The sequence below is a fragment of the Pseudopedobacter saltans DSM 12145 genome (assembly GCF_000190735.1).
Taxonomy (GTDB): Bacteria; Bacteroidota; Bacteroidia; order Sphingobacteriales; family Sphingobacteriaceae; genus Pseudopedobacter; species Pseudopedobacter saltans.
Genome location: NC_015177.1, coordinates 2,124,075 through 2,146,067 on the forward strand (window position 1 = coordinate 2,124,075; position 21,993 = coordinate 2,146,067).

At 35.8% G+C, this 21,993-nt stretch carries 16 protein-coding genes; 10 read left to right on the forward strand and 6 right to left on the reverse strand.

From position 1 onward, the window contains the following. Position 1: 1 nt before the first annotated feature. From hepC (PEDSA_RS09065) to PEDSA_RS09075, 3 genes are read right to left on the reverse strand one after another with little or no spacing between them, the layout of a single operon-like run. Positions 2–1,966 (reverse strand): heparin-sulfate lyase HepC, encoded by a 1,965-nt coding sequence (hepC, locus tag PEDSA_RS09065; RefSeq protein WP_013632859.1) that lies wholly within the window; start codon positions 1,964–1,966, stop codon positions 2–4. A 4-nt stretch (positions 1,967–1,970) separates the two neighbouring features. Continuing rightward, positions 1,971–3,668 carry a RagB/SusD family nutrient uptake outer membrane protein gene (locus tag PEDSA_RS09070; protein WP_013632860.1) on the reverse strand — a complete coding sequence of 566 codons (1,698 nt, stop codon included), beginning with the start codon at positions 3,666–3,668 and terminating at the stop codon, positions 1,971–1,973. Between the two features lie 18 nt (positions 3,669–3,686). Further along, positions 3,687–6,836: a SusC/RagA family TonB-linked outer membrane protein gene (locus PEDSA_RS09075; RefSeq protein ID WP_013632861.1), complete on the reverse strand. Its 3,150-nt coding sequence runs from the start codon at positions 6,834–6,836 to the stop codon at positions 3,687–3,689. Positions 6,837–7,417: 581 nt separating this feature from the next. Here PEDSA_RS09075 and PEDSA_RS09080 point away from each other — a divergent pair. From PEDSA_RS09080 to PEDSA_RS09105, 6 genes are all read left to right on the forward strand, one after another. Next, positions 7,418–8,614 (forward strand): glycoside hydrolase family 88 protein, encoded by a 1,197-nt coding sequence (locus PEDSA_RS09080; RefSeq protein WP_013632862.1) that lies wholly within the window; start codon positions 7,418–7,420, stop codon positions 8,612–8,614. A gap of 6 nt (positions 8,615–8,620) precedes the next feature. Next, entirely contained in the window at positions 8,621–10,588 is a 1,968-nt protein-coding gene (gene hepC, locus PEDSA_RS09085) for a heparin-sulfate lyase HepC (RefSeq protein ID WP_013632863.1), read from the forward strand. Between the two features lie 283 nt (positions 10,589–10,871). Continuing rightward, complete coding sequence (locus PEDSA_RS09090) at positions 10,872–11,228, forward strand: transposase (RefSeq protein WP_013631395.1); 357 nt, start codon at positions 10,872–10,874, stop codon at positions 11,226–11,228. A 5-nt stretch (positions 11,229–11,233) separates the two neighbouring features. Next, entirely contained in the window at positions 11,234–12,085 is an 852-nt protein-coding gene (locus tag PEDSA_RS09095; RefSeq protein WP_013632087.1) for an IS3 family transposase, read from the forward strand. A 1,029-nt stretch (positions 12,086–13,114) separates the two neighbouring features. Further along, a complete protein-coding gene (locus PEDSA_RS19560) occupies positions 13,115–14,794 on the forward strand; it encodes a T9SS type A sorting domain-containing protein (RefSeq protein WP_013632864.1) in 1,680 nt (559 codons plus the stop codon). Positions 14,795–14,869: 75 nt separating this feature from the next. Continuing rightward, complete coding sequence (locus PEDSA_RS09105; RefSeq protein ID WP_013632865.1) at positions 14,870–16,477, forward strand: T9SS type A sorting domain-containing protein; 1,608 nt, start codon at positions 14,870–14,872, stop codon at positions 16,475–16,477. Between the two features lie 81 nt (positions 16,478–16,558). On the opposite strand, the gene PEDSA_RS09110 is transcribed toward PEDSA_RS09105, so the two are convergent. Further along, complete coding sequence (locus PEDSA_RS09110) at positions 16,559–17,419, reverse strand: N-acetylglucosamine kinase (RefSeq protein ID WP_013632866.1); 861 nt, start codon at positions 17,417–17,419, stop codon at positions 16,559–16,561. Between the two features lie 258 nt (positions 17,420–17,677). Further along, a complete protein-coding gene (locus tag PEDSA_RS09115) occupies positions 17,678–18,703 on the reverse strand; it encodes a CobW family GTP-binding protein (protein WP_013632867.1) in 1,026 nt (341 codons plus the stop codon). 87 nt (positions 18,704–18,790) lie between these two features. Here PEDSA_RS09115 and PEDSA_RS09120 point away from each other — a divergent pair, with 87 nt between their 5' ends. The 3 genes from PEDSA_RS09120 to PEDSA_RS09130 are packed head-to-tail and all read left to right on the forward strand — an operon-like array spanning position 18,791 to position 21,141. Next, complete coding sequence (locus PEDSA_RS09120; RefSeq protein WP_013632868.1) at positions 18,791–19,855, forward strand: DNA topoisomerase IB; 1,065 nt, start codon at positions 18,791–18,793, stop codon at positions 19,853–19,855. Between the two features lie 32 nt (positions 19,856–19,887). Continuing rightward, a complete protein-coding gene (locus PEDSA_RS09125) occupies positions 19,888–20,472 on the forward strand; it encodes a riboflavin synthase (protein ID WP_013632869.1) in 585 nt (194 codons plus the stop codon). A gap of 9 nt (positions 20,473–20,481) precedes the next feature. Then, complete coding sequence (locus PEDSA_RS09130) at positions 20,482–21,141, forward strand: heme exporter protein CcmB (protein ID WP_013632870.1); 660 nt, start codon at positions 20,482–20,484, stop codon at positions 21,139–21,141. A 32-nt stretch (positions 21,142–21,173) separates the two neighbouring features. Here the strand turns inward: PEDSA_RS09130 and PEDSA_RS20280 are convergent, their stop codons facing one another. Beyond that, positions 21,174–21,314: a hypothetical protein gene (locus PEDSA_RS20280; protein WP_169311985.1), complete on the reverse strand. Its 141-nt coding sequence runs from the start codon at positions 21,312–21,314 to the stop codon at positions 21,174–21,176. 5 nt (positions 21,315–21,319) lie between these two features. On the opposite strand from PEDSA_RS20280, the gene ccsA reads away from it, so the two are divergent. Next, positions 21,320–21,985 carry a cytochrome c biogenesis protein CcsA gene (gene ccsA / locus PEDSA_RS09135; protein WP_013632871.1) on the forward strand — a complete coding sequence of 222 codons (666 nt, stop codon included), beginning with the start codon at positions 21,320–21,322 and terminating at the stop codon, positions 21,983–21,985. Positions 21,986–21,993 lie beyond the last annotated feature (8 nt).

A 21,993-nucleotide genomic window follows, 5' to 3' on the forward strand; every position in this document is an offset into this window, starting at 1 on the left:
CTTAATTAGGTATGTTATAACTTAAGGTTTTAGCCTGACCATCTACACTCACTTTTACACGTACAGTTGTGTCTGTCGTTTCTAAAAATTCTGCCTCAATAATTGGCGGAACCATTGTCCCGCTAAAGGGCGCTATAACGGATAAAAATCTTACTGTATTGGGACTTTGTTTTGCTGCGCTAACAGCGAAAGCAGGCCTTTCCTGTTTCTGATTATAGGCATAAGAAACATAGCTTTCTTCTCCAACCATATTGGCCTCTTGCTGCGAAATGACTTTTATGCAAATGTTATTCTTATCGGCAAATTTTGTGGTAATGGTTTTTGTACATTGATCTGCATTTACCTCGCCCTCTTTTAAACCATAATGAATGGCTACATTTCCTTCTGCTGATCCTATGGCTTCATCTACAAATACAAAGTACTTTTTATCAACAAATAAAACTGCTCTTCTATGTTTAAGATTGGTGTAACTTGGATTTTCATAAACCAGTATATCCAGGTCATTACTGGTGCTCCACTGCAGCTCTGTAGCATTTACCTCCAGATTTTTGTTGTCTAAGGTTAATGTATTATGTAATCTGGTTTGTCTAAAATATTCCCGCTGTGCATTGATACTGGCATCTCCGGCATAGATATAAGCGCCTGCATCCGGCGTGAAATTCCTTCCATTTACCCAAAGTTCAAACGTACCGTTATCTGGCTGGCTGTGCCATTCTGCCGGACGACTTGCCTTTAAAATTAAGGTAGTTGAATTTGGTAACCAGCCACTTCTAAATGCATATATTCCTGCGTTGGCAAGTCTGTTAGAAGTATAAGGCGGTAAAAGACCTTCTTGCCTGTCTGTAGCAAAGTATTTTAAAACCTGATTATCAGGATAAACAGAAGCCCAGTTTTTATAGTTACGCAATAATACGGATTTGGCACTCAACCAAGAATCTCCAAACATCGGATAGGTATAATCCGGAAAGGAGAAATTAATCACAGCCATAATCATTCTTTCCAGCCTGTTGATATAAACTGCCGGAAACTTTCCGGATATTCCGTTTACGTCCAGCATCTGTAATGCTTTATAGAAAATCTGGACACAAGCAATATGATAATGGAAGGTTAATTCATTTTGCACTCCGTCGTCAAAAACCTGTACGGTAATTTGTTCATTCAGTTTATCGATACCACTTTGTTGCCAGGTATTGGCGCGTAGAAGCTCGGGAAAATAAGTTCCCCCGTAAACCATTCTTTGTGCCTGAAACAGTAAATGGTTACCAGCATCGCTATAATTGTTGATCAGATGATCGGCATGTTTGGAGTAGTTAAGTAAAAATGTCACCAAAAAACTTTCATCAAAAGCTGGAGAATTGATAAAATACAGAAACAGTTTAGATTGCAGCTCCAACCGTTCGCTAATTTCTAAAGAACGCCATGCAAATCGATCATTATCCGCAGAAAGTCCCAAAGGATTTTTCTTTACCCAATCTTTATATTGAAGCACCCATTCCTGTGCATAACGCTCATCTTTGGTATTGGCATAGGTTAAAGCCATAGATTCCCACCATGCCATTCTGTGTAATTGCCACCTTACCTCGTTATCTTTAACAGGCCAGTACTGCCAGTTGATATCTGTTCCATAGTCGAATGGCGGATAACCATTCATTATAAAGAAAACATGAGATAATGCGTCATTTGCCCTTTGTAAATTAGTTGCTGATAAATTTCCGGCAACAGGCTTTCCATTAACATCAGTTTCGACATCGGGATGGATGACGTTTTTTCTGTTTTTATAATAATTTAATAATGCTGTTGTTGCCTGGTTAGTGTCTCCTGCTAGATAAAATGTTTTTACCTGTTCTAAGCCAGACCTGTTAAGGTCCAGCTTAGAAAGTAATATTGTCTTGTTATTGGTTTGAGCAACTACTACACCAAGATTAAGCATTACAGCAGCAGTTGCTATCCATAACGGTTTCATCATGATCTTAATAGTTTGGATTTTGGCCTAAACTTGTATTGATATCTCTTTCTTTTTGAGGGATTGGATAAAGCTCATGTTTGTTATCCGTAAAAAGACCGCCGGCAATATAAGGGAAAGTACTAAAAACGGCCGTTAGCGCTGTCTGTGTATTTCTTATATTTTGCCCCAATCTGTTCCATCTGATCAAATCAAATTTCCTAAAGCCTTCGAAACAAAGTTCCAATACTCGCTCTTCGACAATTTTTTCAAAGAATTGATTTTTATTGAGTCCGGTAGCTAAATCTGCCGTGGCTGAAGCTTTAGTTAAATCTACATTATAGCCTCTTCTTCTCACCATGTTCAGATACCAATAAGCATCCCCTTCCGTATTATTTCCCGGACCATTAATTTCGTTTTCAGCTTCAGCATACATCAAAAGAACATCAGAATATCTTAATAAAACCCAATTAATATCTGTATTGTTCAAATCTTTAAATCCTGTACCTTGCCAATCTCTTCTCCATTTACCCGGTGTCCATTTTCTAATGTTAGCCAAGGTCTGTCCACTAAAAGGTTTAGTGGTATTAATTAAAGATACTTTTTGACTGCTTGCATTAATTTCGTAAGTAGCTACTGCAATATCTCTTCTGGTATCTCCATTTCCATAGTTATAATATATCATTGGGTTTATTCTATAGAAACCATTTGCCCTACCATATGTTGCTCCCTGTGCTACAATTGGACTGTTCCATGTACCTACGTAACCACTATTTTTATTCTCGCCAGATGTGTTAAAGAATGCAACTTCAAACATACTTTCCTGCGGTTCTAGTTTCAGCTGAGCGTAGTTCTTAAATACGTCCTCATAACTAGCAGAAAGCTTATGCTGCTTAGAATCTATAATCTCTTTTGTTAATCTTCTGGCTTCTTTATAGTAATCTAAATAGTTATCAGGCCTTTCCATTTTACCATTTTGCCGTAAAGAATACCCTCCTCTACCTAAATAGACTCTGGCTAAAATGCCTTTAACAGCTCCCTTACTTACCCGTTCATCCACCTTTTTTTCTGATACTTCAGGGATATCTTCTATGGCTTCGCTCATATCCTTAATAATCTGATCGTAGATGATCTCTTTATCAACTCTCGGAGCTTTCATATCATCATCTGCTTTGGTAAAAGTGGTTTTAAAAGGCACATCTCCGTATAATCTGATAAGATCAAAATAGTAAAGCCCTCTTAAGAACTTAGCTTCTGCCAAACATCTTTTCAAAGCTGCTTTTTCACTTTCGGTACCGCTGGTCATTAAAGCCATTTCTGGAATTCTGGCAATAACCATATTGGCTCTGTTAACACCATTATACAATTCTCGCCATGCTTCGGTTATGTAATTATGGCTTGTAGCAAAGCTGTAATGGGCCAAAGTTCTGTTATCGTTAGAAAAGCCCGTTCCTTCCATATACCCTAAATCAGAATCAATATCAAATACCATTGACATATAGAAACCATATGTTTTCTGATTTGACATGATTTCGTAAACTCCCAATACGGCTTTTGTAGCGTCATCTACATTTTTATAATAAGTTTCTGAAGCGTACAATGAATATGGCTTTTCTTCCAGCCATTTTTTACAAGATGTGGTGGAAAAAGATGTTACCGCCAAAGCGCCTAAAATGGCAAACTTTGTTAATCTTTTTGATATAGTGATTGAATTTTTGATTTTCATAATTACTCGTCTTAATGATTAAAGAGAAAGATTTAAACCTGCTACAAATGATCTGCTTCTAGGATATGCACCAAAGTCAATTCCCGGTGTTAAACCTGTACTGTTTCTGGTACTTACTTCAGGATCATACCCAGAATAACCTGTAATGGTACCTAAGTTATACGCAGTTGCGTAGATTCTTAATCCGCTAATTTTAAGTTTCGACGTAATGTGTTTAGGTAAAGTATAACCCAGACTAATATTGTTGATTCTTAAAAATGAACCGTCTTCTACTACGTAATCATAAAATTTAACTGCGTTATTGCTATTGTAAACCGGAACAACTTTTCCCTGATTCATAGCGGCCAAAGCTATTGGATCTTTTTGTCTAACACCGTTGGCGTCTATAGACATCCATCTGTCGGCAAAATATCCTAATGTACTTCTGTAATCTAATTGGGTCTGGCTGCTGTAAAGTTTATTGGCATTGTACACATTATTACCATATGACCAGTTTAGAAAAACACTTAAATCAACTCCTTTAAAAGAGAATGTATTATTGATACCACCTATATTTTTTGGTGTGGCATTTCCTACTATTGTACGGTCGTCTACACTAATTTTGCCATCCTTATTATAATCTTCGAATTTTAAATATCCTGGTTGAGGAATATTATTTGAATCGAAAGGAATGCCCGCTTTTAAGGTATACGTCTGTGTTGTAGCATTGTAATCAAAATCTTCTACCTGATAAAGGCCATTCGTCCTGTAACCGTACATTTGACCCAAAGACTCGCCTACCCTGATAACATAATCACTCTCCGTTAAAATTCCCCAGTTAGAGAAAGCATATCTTACATTCTCGCCAGACGTTAATGCCAATACTTTGTTCTTATTGAAAGCAATATTGAAGTTTGTAGTCCATTTAAAATCTCTTGCATTGATGTTAACTGTATTCAAACTCAATTCAAGTCCTTTATTTCTTGTTGAACCGGCATTTATTAGCATATTGGAATAACCGGTAGCCATAGGGACTTCTGCGCTCAACAATAAATCATTGGTGGTATTTCTGTAAACCTCGGCAGTTACCTGAACCCTGTGATTAAGAAATGCCATATCCAAACCTAAGTTTTCTGAACGTGTGCGCTCCCATTTCAAATTTGGGTTTGGAAGTACATTAGGGAATACCGTTACATTATTTTGATCTAATAATGGATAATTTCCAGATGTTAAAAGTGCTAAAGAGGCGTAGTTGGCTATCCGATTATTTCCGGAAGTACCAATACTAAATCTCAGTTTCAAATCAGAAAACAAATTCTGATTCTTCATAAATTCCTCTTCGATTGGTCTCCAAGCGAAAGAAGCTGCCGGGAAATAACCATATTTATTTCCAGCGCCAAACTTTGAGGACCCATCTGCTCTTAAACTAGCCGAAACTAAATATCTACCTTTGTAATTGTAGTTAGCTCTTGTAAAAAGAGAAAACATCTTTTCATCCTGATTATTTGACTCGGCAGTAAAAGTTGTCGCTTCTCCTAAGTTGTTCAATCCTAAAGTTTCTTTCGGGAAACCGTTAGCATTGATTCTATTATATTTAGTTAACAGGTAGTTTTGTTCCTGTCCAAGCATCATGTCAAATTTATGATCCTTCCCAAAAGTATTTGCGTAGGTTAAAGTATTGGTGTAGCTCCAACCGCTTTTTGTTTGGTCCGCTAAAGATCCTAAAGGTCCCTGATTACGTTTCGCCGTCATAGATCTTTTGTCATAGAACAGATCCGTTTTGGCAGATGTGTTTCTATAATTTACTGCACCTTTATAGGTAACATGTTTTGTCAGCTTATAAGTCAGGCCTCCGTTCAAATAAAGGTATTTGGCTAAAACATCTTTATTCTGAGATAGTGCATTTATAATTGGATTTTGCTGAACATTGCCAGAATTTGACGCTAATTCCGGATCTTCCTCCAGATCAATTAAATCCGAATCTTCTCCCGCCAATCCAAAGGTTGGTCTGTAAGTAAGAATATTTTGAAGCTGATTAAACGCTTGATTTCCCTCACCCGTTCCTAATCCGTAAATCTTTTGCTGCGAGTAATTGGCACTTCCGTTTAAACTTAACTTTTTACTTGCTGTATGGTTTAAGGTAAGTTTTGCTACATTTTTAGTGGCTCCGCTATTGAGCATGATACCTTCATCTTCATTAAATGAATAGAACATACTGAATTTAGTTTCTTTATTTCCACCACTAACTCCAATTTTATGATATTGGCTATTGGCGGTTCTTCCAAAAACTTCGTCCTGCCAGTTTACACCGGCTCTGTTTCCATAATTTGACGCCAGGTTCTCAAACTTTCCGTAAGTTTTTTCAAATGAGGCTAACTTTGCTGCATCACTCATAGAACGCTCATATTGCAAAAGCGTATATTGATAAGGGTTAAGCGTTGCCAAAGTCTTCATATTCTTCTTCGCACCTACATAAGTATCATAGGTAACTATTGTTTTTCCTGCTTTATGTTGTTTGGTAGTCACCAAAATAACACCGTTCGCTCCTCTGGCACCATAAATAGCTGTAGAGGCGGCGTCCTTTAAAACATCTATACTTTCAATATCTGTAGGATCCAAAAAGTTAAGTCCTTCTGTCTGCGGAACACCGTCTATCACATACAAAGGTTCGTTACTTTGGGTAATAGAACCGCCGCCTCTAACTTTTATAGAAATATCAGATCCCGGCGCTCCTTCCGATGCAGATACCTGTACACCGGCCAATCTTCCAGCCAATGCGCTCGCAACATCCTGCACAGGAACCTTACTCAGATCTTCTCCAGTTACGGAAGATACCGATCCGGTTAAGTCTTTCCTTTTCACAGTACCATAACCAATTACAACAACCTCATTCATACTTTGCGTCTCTTGATTAAGCTTTACATTGATGGTTGTTTTTCCGCCTACTTTTTGCTCTACTGGCGTAAAGCCCATATATGTATAAACCAAAACAGCATCTTTGCTACTAACAGTCAATTTATACTGTCCATTTACACCTGTAATAGTCCCTTTATTGGTTCCTTTTTCAGCTACGTTAACTCCGGCCAGAACATCTCCGGCTACATCAGTAACCAATCCACTCACTGTGATATTTTGAGCGTACAAAATATTGCTGTATATCACAGCGAACATTAAGAGTATCTTTCTCATACAATTCTTGATTTAAATTTTTAATTGATTAGAACGAATTTACCAGCACCATTAAAAAGAGGCTTTTAAAATCGTCTAAAAAGCTTTCGGTTTTGGCTAACAATCGCTATAAGCCCTCTTTATAGCGCTATAAATATCTATTTCACTTAATAAGTATGTTCTTTTTGTTAAATAGTGTGTGTGTATGGATCGCCTTAAATATTCCTTAAAGAATACCAGGCATTCCGGTTCCTAAAATAAAGAAAACTTTAAATTCTAAAACTCAAATTGATTCGTCTGATTACTCCTTTATTCGCTTGATAAAAGAAGAAGTACCATTATATTATAAATAAGAGGAATCTGTACGATATGATATCGATCAAAATAGTATGAGTAATATATTGTGTAAATAATAAGGCGTCACGTCAATAATATGCAGCTAAATAAAATATTATATAAAACACAAAGGGAATTATTTAATCAAACGAAGAATATTGACCCTTTCAATCATATTCATCAAAATCAAAATCAATTTGGATAAAATCGAAATACAAAGCAAATAAGCCTTTCTACTTTCATGGTTGATTAAAAACTGAAATTATATGAGAAAAATTGCTAGCGTATTGATTTGTTGTATAGCATTAGCTATGTCAGGAAATCAACTTCATGCGCAGGAAGATTTAAGTTGGTTAAAAAACGCAAAGAAAAGTATTGTTCATCAATTAAAAAAAGCATCAGAAACCTACAAACCAGGCATGAATCCAAGATCTGTATATCCTAACGGATCTGTAAGACTGGCTCCGCAGGAAGATTGGACCACTGGTTTTTTCCCTGGATCGCTTTGGTATGGTTACGAAATTTCTGGAGATAAGCAGTTAGGTGCAAGTGCTAGAAAATTTACTTTAGCTATGGATTCGCTAAAAAACTTTACGCACACTCACGATCTTGGCTTTATGATATATTGTTCTTTTGGTAACGGATATAGAATTACAAAAGACAAGGCTTATTTACCTACATTAGAAAAAGGAGCTGCTAATCTTTATAAAAGATATAATAAAACTGTTGGTGCCATCAGATCTTGGGATTTTGGTCATTGGCAGTTTCCTGTTATCATAGATAATTTAATGAATTTAGACTATCTATACTGGGCAGGAAAAAACTTTAAAAAAGCAGAATATGTAGATGCATCTAGCCAGCATGCCTTGACAACATTAAAGAATCATTTCAGACCGGATAATAGTTCATACCATGTTATTAGTTACGATACCCTATCTGGCAGAGCGATACAAAAAGAAACGCACCAAGGCTTAACTCATGAATCATCTTGGGCAAGAGGCCAGGCTTGGGGGCTTTATGGCTATACTATGGCTTATAAAGAAACTAACAATAAAGTTTTTTTAGACCATGCTATCCTTATTGCTAAATATATTATGGAGCATCCCAATGTAGATAAAGACAAAATTCCTTATTGGGACTATAGCATCCATAATGGAGGCGAAAGAGCACCTAGAGATGCATCTGCCGCAGCTGTTATAGCTTCTGCATTAATAGATTTAAGCAAATACACTAAAAACAATAGCTACTTTACCTATGCAGAAGATATTCTTAAATCTTTATCTTCTGATGCTTACCTTGCAAAACAAGACTCAAACGGATTTTTTATATTGAAGCATAGTGTTGGTGCCTTCCTATACAATTCAGAGATAGACACTCCATTAAACTATGCCGATTATTATTATTTAGAGGCTTTATTAAGATATGCCGCTTCTAAAAATATAGATTTGAAGAAATTAAACTAAACATCAATGAAAATCAAATCACTCCTCATAATTCTTTTACTCTTTCCTATTCTAAGTATAGGGAAAGGTAAATCGTCCTTATCCGGTGCAGACTTTAACAATCTGAATCTGGATTATCCGGGGCTTGAAAAAGTAAAAAGTCTGGTAGCAAACAAAAAATATGATGATGCTGCCAAAACATTGTTAGCTTATTATAAACAAAGAAGCATCAAACATCCCGATTATAACATTCAGGATAGAGCCAAATTTTTCGGTAAACCGATATCAAAAGACAATCAGGAAAAAGCTGATAAAGGCTTAGAACATTTATTTTTTGTACATAAAGGATATGGGTTTATAGATTACGGAAAAGATATAAATTGGCAGCACTGGCCAATTAAAGACAATGAAATTCGCTGGCAATTGCATAGAACATACTGGTGGGTTCCTATGGGATTAGCTTACTGGTCTTCTGGCGATGAAAAATATGCCAAAGAATGGACTTTCCAATATCTTGACTGGATTAAAAAGAATCCGCTGGGTTTATCTAAAGAGAATGACCGATTCGCTTGGAGAGCCCTTGAAGTGGCTACCCGAGTTCAGGATCAAACAGCTATGTTTAATATGTTCATCAGCTCTCCTTATTTCACTCCGGAGTTTTTAATGGCCTTTTTGAACAATTATAATAAACACGCAGATTATATCCTTAACAACTATTCGGACAAAGGAAATCACTTATTGTTTGAAGCGCAACGAATGATTTATGCAGGTGCGTTCTTTCCCGAGTTTAAAGATGCTCCCGCCTGGAGAAAAAGTGGTATAGAGATACTAAATACAGAAATCAAAAAGCAGATTTATGCAGACGGTATGCAATTTGAATTATCTCCAAATTACCACACCGCAGCTATTAATATCTTCCTGAAAGCTTTAAGGATGACACAATTGGCAAATTTAGACAATGAATTCCCTCAGTCATTCAAAAACACCATAGAAGAAATGATTATGGCACAGGTAAACTTTTCGTTTCCGGATTATACTTATCCCATGTTTAGTGATGCTAAATTGGAAACAAAGGAATCTATGCTAAAAAACTATAAAGATTGGCTTAAAGTTTTCCCAAGCAATAAAGTAATACAATACTACGCTACAGAAGGAAAAAAGGGAGAGACACCAAAATTCCTTTCTCACGCATTAAAAAATGGCGGTTTTTATACCTTCAGAAACAGTTGGAAAGATACTGCAACAGTAATGGTATTAAAGGCAAGTCCTCCCGCTTTTTGGCATAGCCAGCCAGATAACGGAACATTTGACCTTTGGGTAAAAGGGAGAAACTTTATGCCAGACGCTGGTGCTTACGTTTATGGCGGCGACGAGGAAATACTCAAACTTAGAAATTGGTATAGACAAACCAGAGTTCATAAAACATTAACTCTTAATAACGAAAATATTGACACTTGTGATGCTAAACTAGTCAGATGGGAAACATCAGATACTTTAGATTTACTGGTTTACAAAAACCCCAGTTATAAAGGTTTAGATCACTACAGAACAGTTGTATTTGTTAATAAAAAGTACTTTATCATTTTCGATAGTGCTGTAGGAACAACTACCGGAAACGTAGGTATTCACTTCCAATTAAAAGAGGATAATGAGCCGCTGTACAATATGAAAGAGAATAGTGTTGCTACAACTTACAAAGATGGTAATAACCTGATCATTAGAAATTTTAATATAGGTCAGGCCAAATTTGTCAAAGAAGAAGGTAAAGTATCTTATTCTTACAGACAAGAAGCTGCAAGACCAGCTTTTGCTTTTGAACAGGATAAAAAGGATACAAAAGACATCAACTTTACTACAATTCTATATCCATTTAATGGAAATCAGGCACCAAAGCTTGATTTTAAAGAAGAAATTGGTAATAATCCGCAAGAAGGTAAAATTAATTTCTCTTTATTCATTGATGGAAAAAAACAGACTATTAAGCATCAGTTTTAATATTTATTTGGTTTAGTTTTGGGATATCCCTGTCGCTATTATCGGTGACAGGGATTTTTTATAATATGATGTCCATCTTAACCGCCGACTATATTATTTAAGCCTCATTAAAGAGAGTGATCCTATAGACCATTAATAAAAAACAGTTTCCCGATCTCTCTTTTAGACACAATAGCAGGAATTCCAATTTTAAAGTTCATACTTTATTTGTATCTTTATGGGTAAGTGTCCGTTCCTAAATCCACTTTACAAGTTTGGACAAAATCCTAACTTTAAAAGAACAATGGAAAAACCAAGAAAAGGAAAGAGCAAAGGTCGTACTCCTTTATTCGAAGACAGTTTTAAAATTGCAGTTGCCCGAGAATATATTTTGGGTGACTATAGCGCCAGTCAGGTTGGCAAGAAATACAATTTAAATTCAGACAATGTATTTTACTTTGTAAAGTGGTACAATAAGCATCATCCTGACCCAGCCCCAGAGACAAGTTCTCCTGCGGAATTAACGCCCTCAAACACCGCTAAGCTTGAAGAGGAATTAGCGTTGGCAAAACTTAAGATCACCGCATTAGAAATGCTCATTCGTAATGCCGAACGGGAAATGGGGGTAGATATTGTAAAAAAGCCTGGTACCAAACAGTAGGACAAATGAAAGAAATATATCATGAAATTTCCCTAACAACAATTTGTGCTTTGTTTGGTAAAAGTCGTCAAGGTTGGTATCAGCTAGCTGAAAATAAGGGACAGAAACAACTACAAAGAACTTTAGTGATAGAACAGGTTCGACAAATAAAAAGTGAATTGCCCCACATCGGCGGCCTTAAGATGCACTCCATGCTGCAAAAATTCCTATCTGCTCATCAGATTTCGATGGGAAGAGATGCTTTTTTCTGCTTATTAAAGGAAAATAATTTGCTGGTTAAGCCCCGGAGATTATATGCCAGAACGACCAATTCCTTTCATCATTTTAAGAAATGGCCGGATCTGGTGCAAAGACGTAAAGCTATAATGGCAGAAGAAATATGGGTGAGCGATATTACCTATTTAAAAACAAAAAAAGGTTTTATCTATCTTAGTTTGATTACAGATGCTTATTCAAGAAAAATTGTAGGTTATAACTTAAGTCGAAACTTAAAAGCAGAAGGATGCATAAAAGCATTTCAGATGGCGTTAAAATCAAGATTATACCCAAAAAGACCTCTTATTCATCACTCTGACAGGGGAATTCAATACTGCTGTGACGATTATGTCCAATTATTGATCAGCCAAAATGTACAAATTAGCATGACGCAAAATGGAAGCCCTTATGATAATGCTATCGCAGAGCGGGTGAATGGTATTTTAAAACAAGAATTTAATCTATACCAATCTTTTGACTCATACCAAAAAGCTAAAGATGCAGTAGAAAACGCAATTATCAGTTATAACCAGATCAGACCCCACTTCTCTTGCCAGCTTCAAACACCACAAGCAAAACATGCATCAAGTAATGCATGGTAAAGTGAAATCAGGAAAATAAAATTTAGTGTAAAGTAATATCGGGAAAATAATATAAATTGTAAACCAAAATTAGTAATTACCGTCCAAATTTGTCAAGTAAATCTAGTATAGGACACTATACTCCTCCTTTACATTAGATATCAACTGTCTTTAGAATAAAACGAAGTATCTTCTAAGAATTAACAAATAAAAAGAACCTCCAACAGAAAATTTAGTAAAAAAAACCACCCTTTCCCATACAAATAATTGATTCTAGATACTCCTCATATTAATTATATAAAGACTAAAAGCAAAATGCACAAAGTATCAAAGGTTCCAAAGGAATTCGGATATCGTTTCAGAACTAAAAGATAAAACACGGCACTTAACCAGATATGGTAATTTAATGTACCTTCTCTCGGCTGGATCTTTTTAAACTAAACAAAATAAATATTTCGCTTAAGTTGCTCCAAATACTTTCTTACAAATTTACGATGACAAAAATAGGGAGAGTCATTACGAGCCCGCAAAGCAATCTTTATCAGAAAAAGCTAATAAACACTAATGATCAGTACATCATTAATTAAACTCAGGTTAATAGACTTATATAAAACAAATAAATTGGCTCTTTTGTGTCCTGTTTAGATTGCCAAACAAGCCCCCTGCGCCCAAAACACTCATAAACCAGCTTTTTACATTTCGGTTGACTTGTTTTGGATATTATTCTGGTATAAACACAGGTCATTCTTGAGTGTTTCTGCTGTGTTCCTTTTTATAGCTGGTATTAAGCAGGTGTGAGAATCCTACCGAGTAATTTAAATAACATGCTCACTTAATTCTGTTACACCTGGCTCTGCAAACTATCCTTAGAGACACTTCGTTTAACTCTAAGGATTAATATAAAAAAGAATCTCTGACTCCCCTAAACTCCCCCTCTTTAATTCCATTCAACAAAATCTAAACAGTTTTAACCAATATCGAAATAGCTTTTTTCATTCTCTGATTACTTTTAATCAAACAACTAATTATATCAATTAATCAAAATCAATTATGAAAAAAAGACTTTTACTTTCTTTGGCCTTGCTGGCTACAACAAACTTTACTTTTGCACAGTTTACTCCGGATAAGTTAGTAGTTGTTAAGACTACGCCTACTTCCAACTCTAATGTTGGCAATGTTTCTTTATTACAAATGAATTTAGATGGAAGTCCCGTGATTGGAGCTGAAGAAACATCTATTCCAACATTCTATATTGGCTTGACAGCAAGCACAGTAAATAATGGTATCCTGCGCTTAAGTTCAGACAAAAAATTTTTGACTATGTATGGTCATACAACATTTCCTTCTACTGGCAATTTAGCTAGCACCACAGATGCAAGAGTAGTCACATTTATAGATGAATTCCAAAGTATAAAAGCACTCCCTACGCCAGTGGTAATACATTCAGGCACTCAGGTTAGATCTTGTGTCGCCTACAAAAAGCAAGAGAACATTTATAATATATATTTAAGTGGAGGGAGCACCTCTGCTACTGCAGCATTACAATATGCTGAACTAAATCTTAGTAACAACACCATTACCAACCCAATTAGAATAGGTGAATACACTGATCCCTCAACAAATAAAATTTCAGGTTTAAATTCTGGTAGCGTGAATATTTTTAACAATCAGCTTTATGCTGCTACAGGATTAACAGGTGCCACTAATTATCTATTCACAAAAGTAGGCACAGGAATACCTACAGAAGTAACGACAATTAATGATCTTAGCGAAACTATCCCGCTAAATACTTTAAAAATACCCGGAGATTTTATTTTCTTTGGTAAAGATTTATTATATATTGCTGATGAATCAGAAGCAAAATCCCCTCCCACATTTACTGGAGCTATTTATAAATACTACTCTTTAGACAATGGAGACACTTGGAAATCAGCTGGCAGCATCACATCTCCAATATCAGATGATTTAGGTTTCAGAGGTATTGCAGGAAGATTAGAAAACGGCAAAGTCACTTTGTATGCTGTCACCTCGAAATCAAAAGGCAACAGTATTGTTAAAATTGTCGATGAGACTTCAAAAACTCAAACTATTTCCAATTCTACTGCCGGAATTACAGTGAATATTTTAAGCACTGCTTCTTCTACTGTTGGTTACCGCGGAATCAGCTTCACGCCCAATTCTACCATTACCTTACCTGTTTCCTTAAACAGTTTTACAGCAAAAACAGTAAACGGAAACATTGTCATAAACTGGTCTACAGCATCAGAGCAAAACAATAAATATTTCGAAATATTACGTTCTACAGATGGCGTTTCGTTTACAAAAATTGGCCAAGTAGCCGGAAAAAACAACTCCAGCTCCTTGAACCAATACAGCTTCACCGACAACACACCAATTTCGGGTACAAACTACTACCAATTAAAACAAGTAGATATCAACGGAGAATCAGAAACATTTGGTCCTGTTTCTGCCAAAATAGGCTTTGAAAACAAAAATAATATTAGCGTAATAGATAACGAAGGAAGTATAACGTTTGTAATTACAGCAGATAAAAACACCAACTCCAAACTAACAGTAACAGATATCACTGGAAGAACACACTTCTCAAAACAGGTGCAACTGACTCCAGGAAACAATACAATAGCATTGGATAAAAACCTTACCAGTGGAATTTATATAGCCAAAATAGTAGGCACTGGTATTTCAATTACTCAGAAATTCAAAAAATAGCTTTAACACACCCCTTAATCTAAACAAAGGCCGGTTAAGAATAAACCCTTACATCGGCCTTATATATTTTCCAATATGAAAAAACAATTTGTCTTAGCACTGCTCTCCGCCATTGTTTTAAATAGCTATGCACAATTTTCTCCCAACAATTTAATAGTTAGCGAAATAGCAAACAACAATAAAGGAGGCTCCACATTAAATCTATCCATATATGATTTAACAGGAAATCTTATAGAATCAAAAGCCCTAGGCAACCAAAACTTCTTTGTAAACGGCACAGCTATAAACGAAGGCCTGTTAACACTATCTACTGATAATAAATTACTCACATTATACGGTTATAGCAAAATAACAAGCAATACCGGTGGGCCCGCCAAAGACGATGCTTCAACAACAAACCGTACATTGGCTATTATCAATCAGAATAAAGAAGAAACCTTCATTAACTTCAATAACACGCATAGCACACAGGCAGCCAAATCAGCCTTAGCTTTTCCATTAGAAAACACCGATTATGGAATTTATTTAGCCGGTGCAGGAACCGGTACAGCAACAGGAGTGCAATATGTAAGCTACAACCCACAACAGAAGACTACAACAGTGCCAGTTTCCTTGACTAAAGTAAATACACGATCCATAAAGGCTTTTAATAATCAATTATATATCAGTTCCTCTTTCGATCCTTCCGGTGGCCCTACACGTCTGTTAAAAGTAGGTAACGGTATACCAAACACAAAAGATCAAACAGCTCTAAATCTGCCTGGAGATGCGATTACTAGCCTAGAAGCACCAGCTGATTTTGTCATGTTCGGAGATGATCTCTTATATATTGCAGAAGAAAATACCAGTACCGGTGGTATTAAAAAACTTTATTATAATGGCTCCGAATGGATATTATTAGGAATTATTGATTCTGGAGTTGCAAATGATTTCGGGTTTAAGGCACTAACCGGTAGATTAGAAGATGGAAAAAGGACCTTATATGCTATTACAACAAATAATCTAGGTAATAGCATCGTCAAGATAATTGACGAAACAACAAAAGCAGAGAATGTTGAACGTTGTAAAGTAGGTGTACAAGTAAATGTTCTAGCTAGATCTTCGGCCACCACCGGCTTCAGAGGTATTGCCTTTACGCCACAAAGTGAAGTGAAACTACCTGTGGGCTTAATTTCATTTTCAGCTAAGAATAATCACATTGGTATAATCATCAATTGGAGCACTGCTTTTGAAAACAACGCTTCTCATTTTACCATTTTAAGATCTTCGGACGGCTCTGCTTTTACTGAAATAGGAAGCATACCTGCAAAAGGTATTGCCGGCTCTTATCAGTTTCTGGACAAAAATATTCTTAGCGGCACCTATTACTATCAATTAAAACAAATAGATTTAAATGGACGTAATGAATTATTTGGCCCTGTGAAAGCTGCAATAGATATCAATAGAAACGAAATAGCAGTTTCGCATCGGGACGGAAAACTCAATATTTCCTCTTTCGTTTTTCTAGCAAATACTAAAATAGAAATTGTGGATATGAGCGGTAAAGTTTTGTTTAGCAACACAGCTAACATTCAGCCCGGAATAAACAGCTTTCCTTTAAGTTTAAAACAAAATGGTCTTCTATATAATGTTAGATTAAACCATAAAGACACTACAATAGCTAAAAAAATCCTTATTGAATAAGGATAAAGGACTAACAGTAGTCAAAATAAAAACGGCGTCAATTAGAACAATGACGCCGTTTTAAATATCATTTGAGAGGTACTACTTTCCACTTAAAAAACGTTCCTGATGGAATTTCACCAAATCATCTATTGGCGAACGGACAATATTCCCCAGCTTCATTCCATACTCTGTTGCCACTTCCTCCAATATATCTTTAAAATTATACGCTACCGAACCAATGCAATTAAAAGAGTATTCCTTATAATTTGCATATCTGCTTACCAGATTCTTAAAGAACTCCTCAAAAGAAGACTTCACAAGATTTCTCGTATATTCTTTATTTGACTGAACTTCGTAGACAAATTTGCTAAAGCTGGCACAAAACCTATTAGGTAAAGGTTTTATATAAACATTATCTAAAATCTCGTCTTCGGTTAGTTTAAAAGTATCCCAAAACTCCTTCCTCACCTCCGCAGGCATATAACCTCTTATATAATCTCCTAAAAGTTTTTTACCGATATGGCAACCGCTCCCCTCATCACCTAAAATATAAGCCAACGAATCTATATGTTCAACAATATCATTCCCATCATAAATACAAGTATTGGTACCAGTCCCTAAAATTGCAGCAAAACCTTTTTCATTTTTAAGTAAAGCCCTCGCGGCGGCTAAAAGATCATGTCCAATATCAATTTTAGCATTCACAAAGATCATTTTAAAAGCATCAGAAATTACCTTAGCTTTCTCTTCGTTATGAACACCTGCACCATAATAGTTTACCTCTTCAATTTGTTCCAAAGGGAGATCCTTAGGCAAACTTCTCTTTAGAGAATTGTATATATAAGTAGTATCAGAAAAGTAAGGGTTATATCCTTCAGTATTGAAAAGCGTCTTATTCTCATTTTTGTCGATAAGGCACCAGCTCGTTTTCGTCGAGCCACCGTCCGCTATAAGTATCATATATTAAATTATAATAATCAGTTTTTAAAGATATGCATATTATCTTATTGTACAAAGTACACTAAGTATATTTCTATCACACAAATTAAACAAAAATCTGATTTACAATATATTAATTTACAAATCAACTTACCGAATGATCTCTTCAATAACTAATAGCTGCAATACTCACCTAATCTCACTACTTACTACTAAAGACTAACTAACTAACTAACTAACTAACTAACTAACTAACTAACTAACTAACTAACTAACTAACTAAGCATAAAAACACTGCCTAAGCCCCTTTTCAAGAATATCTCTTCTTAAATTCTTACCGATAAACACCAATCTTGTCTCCCGTTTAGTGTCATTTTCCCAGGCATCACCATCCGTAAAAACGGGTGATCCCTTTACAGATTGTAAAATCAGCTGTCTATTTATTCCCTCTATGTTGATAATCCCCTTAATTCGATAAAAGTAAGCTCCCTGTATCATCAGCATTACTGTAAAATAATGACGAAGCTTCATCAGATCAAAACTTTGTTCAAACACAAAACTCTGAGAAACAATATCATGGTGGTGACTTTCCGACGCAATTTTCACTACTTCCTTACCTTTTGAATTAGGCACACCCAATTTAAACCTTACGGTAGCCTTATCGTAAGCGTTTAAGGATAATAACTTCTTTGTTTCCACCTTACCGTAATTGGCAAATTCAAAATCTGCAAAAGGATTTAAAGCCGTGGTTTTCTGTTTAATCTCCTCGATTTTATCTTTATCGGCTTCGTCTTTCTTGTTATATATAATATAATCAGCAAAAGCAATTTGTTGCGAGGCCTCCTCTTCTACCCCTAGCACATCCAGAACATTTACACAATCTACCAGACAAATTACCCCATCCAATTTAAATACAGACTGTATATTATAATCAGTCATAAAAACCGCCGCTACAGCAGAAGGATCAGCAATTCCGGTAGTTTCAATAATCAGGTGATCAAACTCATATGGCCCCGTAACCAGTTTATTCAATAAGTCACTTAATTCACCATTTACCGAACAGCAGATGCAGCCATTAGACAATTCGAATATATTTTCATCAGTATTAATAACCAGAGAACTATCTATATTGATTTGTCCAAACTCGTTTTCGATAATAGCGAATTTTGTATCTGGATTTTCCTTAATAATATGATTTAAAAACGTTGTCTTACCAGCTCCTAGAAAACCTGTGAGTATAGTAACCGGAGTTATTTTCAATGCCATCCTGCAAAGATAAGGAATTACCTCTATTACAAATTTCATCTATGTATCAGAAAACATTCGTTTCTGATACTTTGTTCCTGAAGAAAGTTATTCAGAGACTTTTAAACTTTTACTTAGCTTTTTACAATGAATCGATTACAACAAAAACTGGAAAAGATTGGTACCGATGCAAAGTCCACAGCGAAATCCGTAGGATTAAGATATATTGATAACTTTAACAAAGGATATAAGCGGCTTAAAAAAGAATATTCATTCTACTATACCGACACAGAAGGAAAAGTAGTAAAAGATAAAGAGTTACTGGAGCGCTTTAAAAAGCTGGTTATTCCTCCGGCCTATGAAGATGTATGGATATCCCCAGCGGAAAACACTCATCTCTTGTTTACTGGTATAGACGCAAAAGGCAGAAAACAATACCGCTACCATCCCGAATGGAATCAAATCAGGAATCAGGCAAAGTTCTACAGATTAAAAAGATTTGCTAATGCCCTTCCAAATATCAGAAAGCGGATAGAACAGGACTTAAAAAGGAAAGGGCTGCCCTTAGAAAAAGTATTGGCATTGGTAGTAAAGCTCATGGAATTAACAAATATCCGCATAGGCAACGAAAGTTATAGTAAGCTATACGGCTCTTTTGGCTTAACCACATTAAAAGACAGACATGTTAAATTTAACGGCAATAAAGAAGTTAAATTTAGTTTTAAGGGCAAAAAAGGCATTTATCATGAAATCTCATTACAAGACAGATCAATAGCTAAACTAATAAAAAACTGCCAGGATATTCCGGGAAAAGAGTTATTTCAGTACTATGATGAAGATGGAAACCATCACAGCATAGACTCGGGAGATGTAAATAGCTACATTAAGGAAATTTCCGGTGAGGATTTTACAGCTAAGGATTTCAGAACCTGGTTTGGGAGCGTACATGCCATTTGTGCTTTTCGCGATATGGGCTCCTGGGAAAAACAAACCGAATTAAAAAGCAATATTGTACAAGCTATAGACTATGTAGCACAAAAACTAGGAAACACCAGAACGGTATGCAAAAAGTATTATGTCCATCCAACGGTAATATCTTCTTATGAAAACGGTCGTATACATCTCTACAAAACCCGAAATACATCTTCGGGTTGTTTTACAGATTACGAAAAATTGCTGATCAAAATACTTGATAAAGAAGATATCGGATAATTCATATCGCTATTTTATTTAACTTTGCCCCTATGTTTACAGGCATTATTGAAACACTGGGGAAAGTCGTTAAAATAGAAAAAGATCAGGGTAACCTTCATTTAACTATTCGATCCGATATTAGCAACGAATTAAAGATAGACCAATCTGTTGCACACAATGGCGTATGCCTGACAGTAGTTTCTTTAGCCGATGGACAGCATACAGTAACTGCTATACACGAAACGCTTTTAAAAACCAATTTAAGTGAATTGCAGGAGGGAAATACCATTAATCTCGAACGTTGCATGTTGATGAATGGCAGATTGGATGGACATATAGTTCAGGGCCATGTCGATCAAACGGCTAAATGCGTTGGTTTGCAAGAACAAAACGGCAGCTGGTTATTTACATTCCAATACGATACAGACAAAGGCAATGTAACTGTAGAAAAAGGTTCTGTTTGTGTTAATGGTATCAGTTTAACTGTAGTCAATTCGCAGGACGATCGTTTTTCCGTTGCAATCATCCCATATACTTATGAGCATACTAATCTGCATGAAGTTAAGGTGGGAAGCACCGTAAACTTAGAATTTGATATAATTGGTAAATATGTTGCCCGTTTAATGCAACGCTAAAAGCAGACAATGAGCTTCGTAAAGCAGGTAAAATCACTTCTATATAAAGAAATACTATTAGAATGGCGTTCAAAATATGCATTTAATGGCATATTGCTATATGTCCTTTCCACAGTTTTTGTGTGTTACCTATCGTTTAGAACAACCCCTCCGTTGGTTTGGAATGCACTGTTCTGGATAATTTTACTCTTTACCGCTATTAATGCGATAGCAAAAAGTTTTATGCAGGAAAGCAAAGGCAAACTGTTATATTACTACACAATTGCCAGCCCGCATGCCATCATCGTTTCAAAAATCATCTATAATATCATTTTAATGGTATTAATGGCTTTTATTGCGCTCATTACCTACAGTATCGTCTTTACCAACGAAATTGGGGATATTTGGCTATATCTTCTGGCTGTATTGCTGGGTTCTATAAGTTTTTCTACAGTATTCACCATGATATCTGCCATTGCATCCAAAGCAGGAAACAACGGAACATTAATGGCAATTTTAAGTTTCCCTGTTATTATCCCTGTATTGATGCTAATTATAAAACTCTCCAAAAATGCTATGGATGGGCTTGATCAAAGTGTCTCATACGATGAAATTGGCGTTCTTTGTATTATAAACGTTATTGTTGTAGTTATATCGTTAATACTTTTCCCTTATCTGTGGAGAGATTAGTCTTTGGTTTACTGATAGATATTAGATTTTAATTATCCATTTTCAACTCCCTGTTCCTTACTTTCTATTCTCCCACTTTCTGCTCCCTGTACCAAAAACATCATTTTTACCACCAAACTACAATTAAATAATAATTCTTTACTTACATTTGTCGAGCTTAATCCAAAACTCAAAAACTATGCGAAGTAATTGGTGGAAAATCATAGCATTTTTACTCGTAATATACTCAATCATCGGCGGTTTATTATTTGAAGTTCCACATTTACCTATCCTTAACGAAAGTATCAGAAATCTTTACTTTCACGTTCCAATGTGGTTCTCCATGATATTACTTTACCTCATATCGGTGATTTACAGTGTCAAATATTTAGGAAGCGCCAATGAAAACCATGACCTGATTGCTGTAGAAAGTGTAAATACAGGAATTATATTTGGAATTTTCGGACTGTGCACCGGAATGGTTTGGGCAAATTTTACCTGGGGTGCACCCTGGCCAAATGATCCTAAATTAAACGGTTCAGCAATTGCAACATTGATGTATTTAGCTTATATCGTATTAAGAGGATCTCTGGACGAAGAGCAAAAAAGAGCTAAAATCTCTGCAATCTACAACATATTCGCCTTCCCTATTATGGTGGTTTTGATATTTATATTACCACGTATGACAGATTCATTACATCCGGGAAATGGTGGAAACCCTGGATTTGGCGCTTATGACCTGGATTCCAGAATGCGTACGGTGTTCTACCCGGCAGTTATCGGCTGGCTTTTAACAGCTACCTGGATAATGACATTGAGATATCGGGTTAGAAAAATCGAAAATAAGAACAATCAAATTGACTAAAAAGAAGA

Excerpts from the sequence above, each read along its gene's own strand:
- PEDSA_RS09130 (WP_013632870.1), top strand. The coding sequence starts at position 20,482 with ATGAGCTTCGTAAAGCAGGTAAAATCACTTCTATATAAAGAAATACTA.
- hepC (WP_013632859.1), bottom strand. The coding sequence starts at position 1,966 with ATGATGAAACCGTTATGGATAGCAACTGCTGCTGTAATGCTTAATCTT.
- PEDSA_RS09095 (WP_013632087.1), top strand. The coding sequence starts at position 11,234 with ATGAAAGAAATATATCATGAAATTTCCCTAACAACAATTTGTGCTTTG.
- PEDSA_RS09090 (WP_013631395.1), top strand. The coding sequence starts at position 10,872 with ATGGAAAAACCAAGAAAAGGAAAGAGCAAAGGTCGTACTCCTTTATTC.
- PEDSA_RS09075 (WP_013632861.1), bottom strand. The coding sequence starts at position 6,836 with ATGAGAAAGATACTCTTAATGTTCGCTGTGATATACAGCAATATTTTG.
- PEDSA_RS19560 (WP_013632864.1), top strand. The coding sequence starts at position 13,115 with ATGAAAAAAAGACTTTTACTTTCTTTGGCCTTGCTGGCTACAACAAAC.
- hepC (WP_013632863.1), top strand. The coding sequence starts at position 8,621 with ATGAAAATCAAATCACTCCTCATAATTCTTTTACTCTTTCCTATTCTA.
- PEDSA_RS09080 (WP_013632862.1), top strand. The coding sequence starts at position 7,418 with ATGAGAAAAATTGCTAGCGTATTGATTTGTTGTATAGCATTAGCTATG.
- PEDSA_RS09125 (WP_013632869.1), top strand. The coding sequence starts at position 19,888 with ATGTTTACAGGCATTATTGAAACACTGGGGAAAGTCGTTAAAATAGAA.
- PEDSA_RS09070 (WP_013632860.1), bottom strand. The coding sequence starts at position 3,668 with ATGAAAATCAAAAATTCAATCACTATATCAAAAAGATTAACAAAGTTT.
- ccsA (WP_013632871.1), top strand. The coding sequence starts at position 21,320 with ATGCGAAGTAATTGGTGGAAAATCATAGCATTTTTACTCGTAATATAC.
- PEDSA_RS09105 (WP_013632865.1), top strand. The coding sequence starts at position 14,870 with ATGAAAAAACAATTTGTCTTAGCACTGCTCTCCGCCATTGTTTTAAAT.
- PEDSA_RS09110 (WP_013632866.1), bottom strand. The coding sequence starts at position 17,419 with ATGATACTTATAGCGGACGGTGGCTCGACGAAAACGAGCTGGTGCCTT.
- PEDSA_RS09120 (WP_013632868.1), top strand. The coding sequence starts at position 18,791 with ATGAATCGATTACAACAAAAACTGGAAAAGATTGGTACCGATGCAAAG.
- PEDSA_RS09115 (WP_013632867.1), bottom strand. The coding sequence starts at position 18,703 with ATGAAATTTGTAATAGAGGTAATTCCTTATCTTTGCAGGATGGCATTG.